We start from the raw sequence: 7163 nt of genomic DNA, 5'->3' as shown, positions 1-7163 counted from the left end.
CTCTCGGAGGGCGCCCCTTCGGGCTTGGCCGACGGTGCCATCCGGGCCCTGGCCACCGGCGCCCTTCTGGCCTTCGGGTCTGGCGGCGGGGCTCAGCCCGTCAGCGCCGCCTTCACCGCGGCGGCCACCCGGCCGCCCTCCGCCAGGCCGTCCACCTTCGGCTTCACCAGCTTCATCACGGCGCCCATCGCCTGCGGACCGGCCGCCCCGCTCTCGGCGACGGCGGCCGCCACGATCGCGGTCAGCTCCTCGTCGGAGAGCTGCTTGGGCAGGTACCCCGCCAGCACCTCGCCCTCCAAACGCTCCCGGGCCGCCTGCTCCACCCGGCCCGCGGTGTCGAACGCCTCCGCCGCCTCCCGGCGCTTCTTCGCCTCGCGGCCGATCACCTTCAGCACCTCGTCATCGGACAGCTCGCGCTTCGCCTTACCCGCCACCTCCTCGCTGGTGACGGCGGCCAGCGTGAGCCGGATGGTGGACGAGCGCAGCTCGTCCCGGTCCCTGATCGCGGCCGTGAGGTCCTCGTGCAGCTTCGCCTTGAGCGTCGTCATGGCCCCGAGTCTCCCACCTGCGGCGTTCGGTCGCTTGCCATTAACCGGCCCGTCGGCAGACACCGGGGCCACCGGCACGCAGCGGACCCGCCGGCACGTGGCCGACCCGCCGGTGGCCCCGCATCCGCGCACGGCCACCGGACGTTCACCGGCTGATCCACCGTCTGAGAGCATGGAGCGATGCGACCGCTGTACTCCGTTCCCCTCGGCTTCGCCGCCGCCGGCGCCGCCTGCCTCGCCTACTCCGTCGGGTACGAGGTCCGTTCCTTCCGGCTCCGCCGGGTCGAGGTCCCCGTCCTGCCCCACGGCGCCCGGCCCATCCGGGTACTGCAGGTCTCCGACATCCACATGGTGAGCGGGCAGGGCAAGAAGCAGCGCTGGCTGCAGAGCCTCGCCGGCCTGCGCCCCGACCTCGTCGTCAACACCGGCGACAACCTCTCCGACCCCCTCGGCGTCCCCGCCGCCCTGGACGCGCTCGGGCCCCTCATGGACTTCCCCGGCGTCTACGTCTTCGGCTCCAACGACTACTACGGCCCGGCCCGCAAGAACCCGGCCCGCTACCTCCAGGCGATGCGCAGCGGCGCCCACGGCCTCAACAACGCCGACGGCACCGGCCGCCGCGGCATCACCGACGCCGTCCACAACCCGTGGGAGAAGCTCCGCGACGGCTTCGACGCGGCCGGCTGGCTCGACCTCACCAACACCCGCGGCCGGCTCACCATCGACGGCCTCGACCTCGAATTCACCGGCCTCGACGACCCGCACATCCGCCGCGACCGCTACAGCGAGGTCGCCGGCGGCCCCTCCCCCGACGCCGACCTCTCCCTCGCCGTCGTCCACGCCCCCTACCTGCGCGTCCTCGACGCCTTCACCGCCGACCGCTACCCGCTGATCCTGGCCGGCCACACCCACGGCGGCCAGCTCTGCATCCCCTTCTACGGCGCCCTGGTCACCAACTGCGACCTCGACGCCCGACGGGTCAAGGGCCTCTCCACCCACCAGGCCGGCGGCCGCCGCTCCTACCTCCACGTCTCCGCCGGCTGCGGCACCAACCGCTACACCCCCGTCCGCTTCGCCTGCCCCCCCGAGGCCACCCTCCTCACCCTCACCCCGGCCCCCCGCTGACCTGCACCGGACGCCCGCCAAGAACCGGATTTCGTGTCTCGGCGAGCGTCCGGTAGAGTTCTACTCGTTGCGAAGGAGACGGAGCAACAAACCGCAGGACCGGGGTGTGGCGCAGCTTGGTAGCGCGCTTCGTTCGGGACGAAGAGGCCGTGGGTTCAAATCCCGCCACCCCGACCCAGTACAGAGGGCCCATCGGAGAAATCCGGTGGGCCCTCTGGCGTTGTGCGTGACCGACGTTGTACGTGACCGACTGAGTGACCGTGCCTCAGTGTGGAGCGCCCCCCTGTGCCGCAGCCCGTGCGGAGTCTCCCGGGATCTGGGCCGACGGCGAAGGTGGGGGCAGCCCCCGCGAGTGGAGATCAGGGCCCTGCCGGAGGTGTTTCGGGAGGGCCCTTTGGTGTGGGTGGGGGTGTCAGAGGGTGGTGGGGAGGTCGGTGCGGGAGGTGATGTGGAGTTTGGGGTACGCCTTGTAGAGGTGGTGGGCGATGGTGCGGGGGCTGAGGAAGAGTTGGGCGGCGATCTCGCGGTTGGTGAGGCCTTGGGCGGCCAGGCGGGTGATCTGGAGTTCCTGGGGGGTGAGGGGGGAGTCGGGGGTGCCGGTGGGGCTGCTGGTGGGGGCCGGGGTGCCGGTGGCGGTGAGTTCGGTGCGGGCGCGGGCGGCCCAGGGGTGGGCGGCGAGGCGTTCGAAGGTTTCGAGGGCGGCACGCAGGTGGGGGCGGGCGTCGGTGCGGCGGCGGGAGCGGCGCAGCCATTCGCCGTAGAGGAGGGCGGTGCGGGCCTGCTCGAAGGGGCGGTGGGTGCCCTCGTGGAGGTCGAGGGCGGCGCGGTAGGCCGGTTCGGCGAGTTCGTCGGGGCCGAGCAGGGCCTGGCAGCGGAGCCGGAGCGCTTCGGTCCAGGGGCGGTCGGCGGCGGCGCTCCAGCGGGCGAAGCGTTCGTAGGGTTCGGCGGAGCGTTCGGGGGTGCCGAACCGGACGGTGGCTTCGACCAGGTCGGGGACGGCCCGGGTGGCGCTGACGTGGTGCCGGTGGGGGCCGGTGGTGAGAGTGTGCAGCCGGTCGGCGGCGTCGCCGGCGCGGCCGTGGCCGAGGTCGAGCAGGGCTAGTGCCCAGTGGGCCCAGGGGCGGCCGGCTGCGGGGGCGGCGGTCTGCGGGCCGGTGGTGGCGAGGGATTCGGCGGTGAGCCGGGTGCAGCGGTCGGTGTCACCGTCGAGGGCGGCCAGGTAGGCGAGGAGCGCGGTGAGTTGGCTGGTCCACTGGTGCTGGCCGGTGTCGCGGGCGAGGGCGAGGGCTTCGGTGGCGGTGACTTCGGCGTCGCGGTGGCGGCCGTGGAAGAGTTCGGCCTCGGCGAGGAAGAACTGGAGGGTGGGCATCACACCGATGGTGCCCTTGGCGCGGGCTTCGGCGACGAGTTCGCCGCCGAGTTCGGCGGTCTCGTCGTCGCGGCCGAGGATGAGGGTGGCCCCGCAGAGTTGGACGAGGTCGACGGGGGTTTCGGCGCCGGCCTTGCGGGCTGCCGCGGCGGTGTCGCGGGCGGCGGGGAGCTGCGGTGCGGGCCGGCCGAGGGCGGGGAGTACGGCGGCGGGCAGGTGGTGGGCGAGCGGGGTGAGCGGGTTGTCGTCGGCGAGCGGTAGCGCGGCCAGCCGGTCGAGGACGGCGATCACCGGTTCCTCGCCCGCGTACCAGGCGGTGTGGAAGGCCTGGAACAGCATCCGGGCGGCGTGCGGCGCCTCGATGGCGGTGCCGGCGGCGTCGAGCAGCAGCCGGTAGGCGGTCGGGTAGGAGCCGCGCCAGAAGTGCGCGGTGGCCCGGACCTGGTCGAGCAGGGCGTGTGCCAGGGGGTTGTCGGTGCGGGCCCCGGCCTCGTCGGCGAGTGTCTCGGCCTGCGCCAACTTCCCTTCTTCGGTGGCGGCTTCGGCGGCCAGGACGAGGCGGCGGGTGGCGGCGTCGCGGTCCGGGGTGAGCCGGGCGGCCCGCTCGTACGCGGCGGCGGCGCCGCCGTGGGCGCCGCGGGCCTCGGCGCGGACGGCGGCGCGTTCCAGCGCATCGGCGAGGGCGGCGTCGGGGGCGGTGGCGGCGTGGGCCTGGTGCCAGGTGCGGCGGTCGCCGTCCGGCAGCACTCCGGCGATGGCCTGATGGATCGTCAGTCGCTGGTGGTGCGGGGCGCGTTGCAGGATGGCGGTGCGCAGGAGCGGGTGGCGGAAGGCGATCCGGCGGTCGGGGGTGACGCTCGCCAGGCCCGATTCCTCGGCGGGGCCGAGGTGTTCGGCGGGGACGCCGAGGGCGGCCGCGGCGGGCAGGACGACGTCGAGTTCGCCGGTCTCCTCGGCGGCGGCGACCAGCAGGAGGGTCTGGGTGGCCGGGGGCAGGCCGGTGACCTGGCCGTGGAAGGCGATCAGCAGCCGGCTGGTGAGCGGCAGGCCGCCGGGCGAGGGTGCCGGCGAGCCGGGGGTGTTCGCCTGCGCCCCGGTGGCGATGGGGAGTTCGGTGAGGGCGAGCGGGTTGCCGGCCGCCTCGACGAGCAGCCGCTCGCGGACGGCGGCGGGCAGGTCGGGGCCGGCCCGGTGGTCCAGGAGCCGGGCGGCGTCGGGCTCGGGCAGGCCGGTCAGTCGGAGCTCGGGGAAGCCCGTGGTCGGGAGTTCCGGTGCGGCACCGCCGGTGCGGGCGGCGAGCAGCAGGGCGACTCCTTCGGCCTGGAGCCGGCGGGCGGCCAGCAGCAGGGCGTCGAGGGAGGCGTCGTCCAGCCACTGTGCGTCGTCGACGACGCACAACAGGGGCTGTTCGGTGGCGAGTTCGGCGAGCAGTCCGAGGGTGGCGAGCCCGACCAGCAGCCGGTCGGCCGGGGCGCGTTCCTCGGCGAGCCCGAACGCCGCCTCCAGGGCGCGCCGTTGCGGCCCGGGCAGGGCGTGCAGCCGGTCGAGGCCGGGTGCGAGCAGCAGGCTCAGCCCGGCGAAGGGCAGTTCCGCCTCGTACTCGACGCCTGCCGCCCGGATCACCCGGAACGCCTCGCCCGCCCGCCCGACGGCGTGGTCCAGCAGCGCGGTCTTGCCGATCCCGGGCTCGCCCCGGAGCAGCAGCACCCCGCTGCGGCCTTCCCGTGCCGCGTCCAACAGTCCCGCCACGACGGACTGTTCGTGTTCCCTCCCGTACAGCATGCCCCCGACCCTACCGAGGCCCTCCCGGCCGCAGGTACGGGCGGGCCCGCCGAGCACACCTACGTACCCCCCGCCGGACGCTACGTACCCCCATGCCGATACGTGACCGATTCGCCCGCGCCGGCCCGTCCCTACCTTGGTGAGCAGCGGGAACGAGCCGCTCAACCACCCACCGGGACACGGGAGAAGACCATGACCGAGATCACCGCCACCGCCCTCCAGCAGCTCGCCGAGCGCTACCTCGCGGTCTGGAACGAGACCGACCCGGCCGCCCGCCGCAAGCTGATCGACGAGGTGTGGGCCGTGGACGGCCGGTACACCGACCCGCTGGCCGCCGTCGCCGGCCGGGACGCGATCGACGCGCTGATCGGCGCGGCCCAGGCCCAGTTCCCCGGGCTGGAGTTCACCCTCGGACCGGTGGACGCGCACCACGACATCGCCCGGTTCACCTGGAACCTCGGGCCGGCCGGCGCCGAGCCGGTGGTGATCGGCTTCGACGTCCTGGTGGCCTCGCCGGACGGGCGGATCGGCTCGGTGTACGGCTTCCTGGACCGCGTCCCGGGCGCCTGACGGCAGGCCGGACGGGTCGGGGGCGACCCCCACCGCCCCCGCCCCACTCCCCCCAACCCCACTGAGGAGAAGCCGAGATGAGCTCCGCCCTGACCGCCCGCCCATCGACCGCGACCGCGACCGCGACCGCGACCGCGACCGGCAATGCAACCGACAGTGCGCCCGGCGCCGCGAGCAACACTGCGAGCACCACCACGAGCACCACCGCGCCGGAGGCCGAGGCGGCGGCCGGCGCCCCGCGCGGCCTGCTGGCGGTCGTCCTGACCGCCACCTTCATGACCGCCCTCGACTTCTTCGTCGTCAACGTCGCCGTCCCGTCCGTCCAGGCCGACCTGGGCGCCGGACCGGCCGCCGTCCAGTGGGTGATCGCCGGATTCAGCCTGGCCCTCGCCGCCGGCCTGGTCACCGCCGGCCGGCTCGGCGACCGGTACGGCCGGCGCCGGGTGTTCGGGCTCGGCCTGGCCCTGTTCACCCTCGCCTCCGCGGGCTGCGGCCTCGCCCCCACCGCCGCCGCACTGGTCGGCGCCCGGGTGGTGCAGGGCCTGGCGGCGGCGCTGATGGGCCCGCAGGTGCTGGCGATCCTGCGGACGGCGTTCAGCGGCGCGGCGCAGGCGCGGGCCTTCGCCCGGTACGGGCTGACCATGGGCGTCGGCGCGGTGTTCGGCCAGTTGATCGGCGGGCTGCTGATCCGGGCGGACCTCTTCGGACTCGGCTGGCGCAGCTGCTTCCTGATCAACCTGCCGATCGGTCTGGCCGCCCTGGCCCTGGTCCGCCGCTGCCTGCCGGAGTCGCGCGCCCCGCAACGGCCGGGCCTGGACCCGGTGGGCGTGCTGCTGGTCACCACCGCGCTGACCGCCCTGGTGCTGCCGCTGATCCAGGGCCCCGCACAGGGCTGGCCGCTGTGGACCTGGCTCTGCCTGGGCGGCGCGGTCGCCCTGCTGGCCGGCTTCGTGGTGCATCAGCACCGCACCCGGACCCGCGCCACCGCCACCGCCACCGGCTCCGGCAGCGACTCCGGCCCCGGCTCCGCCGCCCCGCTGGTCGACACCCGGCTGTTCCGGACCAGGGCCTTCGGCGCCGGTCTGCTCGCCCAGCTCGCCTTCTGGCTCGGCCAGGCGTCCTTCTTCCTGGTGCTCGCCCTGTACCTCCAGCTGGGCCGCGGCCTGGACGCGCTCGGCGCCGGGCTGGTGTTCACGGCGATCGGCCTCGGCTACCTGCTCACCTCCAACGCCACCCACCGCGTCGCCGCCCGGCTCGGCGGGGCCCGGACGATCGGCGTCGGCGGGCTGCTGATGGCCGTCGGGCTGGGCCTGCTCGCCCTCGCGGTGTACGGCGCGCCGGGCGGGAGCGTGTGGTGGCTGACGCCGGGGCTGTTCGTGGACGGCCTGGGGATGGGCCTGGTGATCGCCCCGGTGACCTCCGTGGTGCTGGCCGGGGTCGAGCCCCAGCTGGTCGGCTCGGCCGCCGGGGTGCTGGCCACCGTGCAGCAGGTCGGCGGGGCGCTGGGCATCGCGCTGATCGGCCTGCTCTACTACGGCGGAGGCGACCCGGCGGCCGCGTTCGGCCGCAGCGTGACGGCGCTGGCGGTGCTGGAGCTGGTGCTGGTGGGCCTGGTCCGGCTGCTGCCGCGGAAGGGCTAGCGGGACCGAGCGGGCGCGCGGGAGCGGACGGACTCACAGGAACGAGCGGGCTCCCGGGAACGGACTCCCCGGAACGGGTGGGAGGGACGGGGCGAGTGGGGCGGGCGGGTGAGCTGCGGCCACCCGCCC

At 75.1% G+C, this 7163-nt stretch carries 5 protein-coding genes and 1 tRNA gene; 4 read left to right on the top strand and 2 right to left on the bottom strand.

Annotation, left to right across the window (positions count from 1 at the left end):
* Window positions 1-92 precede the first annotated feature (92 nt).
* A complete protein-coding gene (locus ACFV6I_RS24675) occupies window positions 93-548 on the bottom strand; it encodes a GatB/YqeY domain-containing protein (protein ID WP_363370512.1) in 456 nt (151 codons plus the stop codon).
* Between the two features lie 180 nt (window positions 549-728).
* Here ACFV6I_RS24675 and ACFV6I_RS24670 point away from each other — a divergent pair, with 180 nt between their 5' ends.
* Entirely contained in the window at window positions 729-1673 is a 945-nt protein-coding gene (locus ACFV6I_RS24670) for a metallophosphoesterase (RefSeq protein WP_063348659.1), read from the top strand.
* A gap of 100 nt (window positions 1674-1773) precedes the next feature.
* Window positions 1774-1847: transfer RNA gene (locus ACFV6I_RS24665), tRNA-Pro, on the top strand.
* Window positions 1848-2085: 238 nt separating this feature from the next.
* Here ACFV6I_RS24665 and ACFV6I_RS24660 read toward each other — a convergent pair.
* Window positions 2086-4824, bottom strand: a complete 2739-nt coding sequence (locus ACFV6I_RS24660; protein ID WP_380427648.1) for an AAA family ATPase — start codon at window positions 4822-4824, stop codon at window positions 2086-2088.
* Window positions 4825-5016: 192 nt separating this feature from the next.
* Here ACFV6I_RS24660 and ACFV6I_RS24655 point away from each other — a divergent pair, with 192 nt between their 5' ends.
* Window positions 5017-5394 carry a nuclear transport factor 2 family protein gene (locus ACFV6I_RS24655; protein ID WP_350881950.1) on the top strand — a complete coding sequence of 126 codons (378 nt, stop codon included), beginning with the start codon at window positions 5017-5019 and terminating at the stop codon, window positions 5392-5394.
* A 77-nt stretch (window positions 5395-5471) separates the two neighbouring features.
* The gene (locus ACFV6I_RS24650) at window positions 5472-7034 is read left to right on the top strand and encodes an MFS transporter (protein WP_380427646.1); all 1563 of its coding nucleotides are present in this window, start codon (window positions 5472-5474) and stop codon (window positions 7032-7034) included.
* The last annotated feature ends 129 nt before the right edge of the window (window positions 7035-7163 follow it).

It is taken from the genome of Kitasatospora sp. NPDC059803 (assembly GCF_042732255.1).
Classification (GTDB): domain Bacteria; phylum Actinomycetota; class Actinomycetes; order Streptomycetales; family Streptomycetaceae; genus Kitasatospora.
The sequence above is the reverse complement of the archived record's forward strand: the minus strand, read 5'-3'. Positions and strand labels throughout refer to the sequence as shown.

Bases quoted from the DNA above. Each gene is read 5' to 3' on its own strand.
- ACFV6I_RS24675 (WP_363370512.1), bottom strand. From the start codon at position 548: ATGACGACGCTCAAGGCGAAGCTGCACGAGGACCTCACGGCCGCGATC.
- ACFV6I_RS24670 (WP_063348659.1), top strand. From the start codon at position 729: ATGCGACCGCTGTACTCCGTTCCCCTCGGCTTCGCCGCCGCCGGCGCC.
- ACFV6I_RS24660 (WP_380427648.1), bottom strand. From the start codon at position 4,824: ATGCTGTACGGGAGGGAACACGAACAGTCCGTCGTGGCGGGACTGTTG.
- ACFV6I_RS24655 (WP_350881950.1), top strand. From the start codon at position 5,017: ATGACCGAGATCACCGCCACCGCCCTCCAGCAGCTCGCCGAGCGCTAC.
- ACFV6I_RS24650 (WP_380427646.1), top strand. From the start codon at position 5,472: ATGAGCTCCGCCCTGACCGCCCGCCCATCGACCGCGACCGCGACCGCG.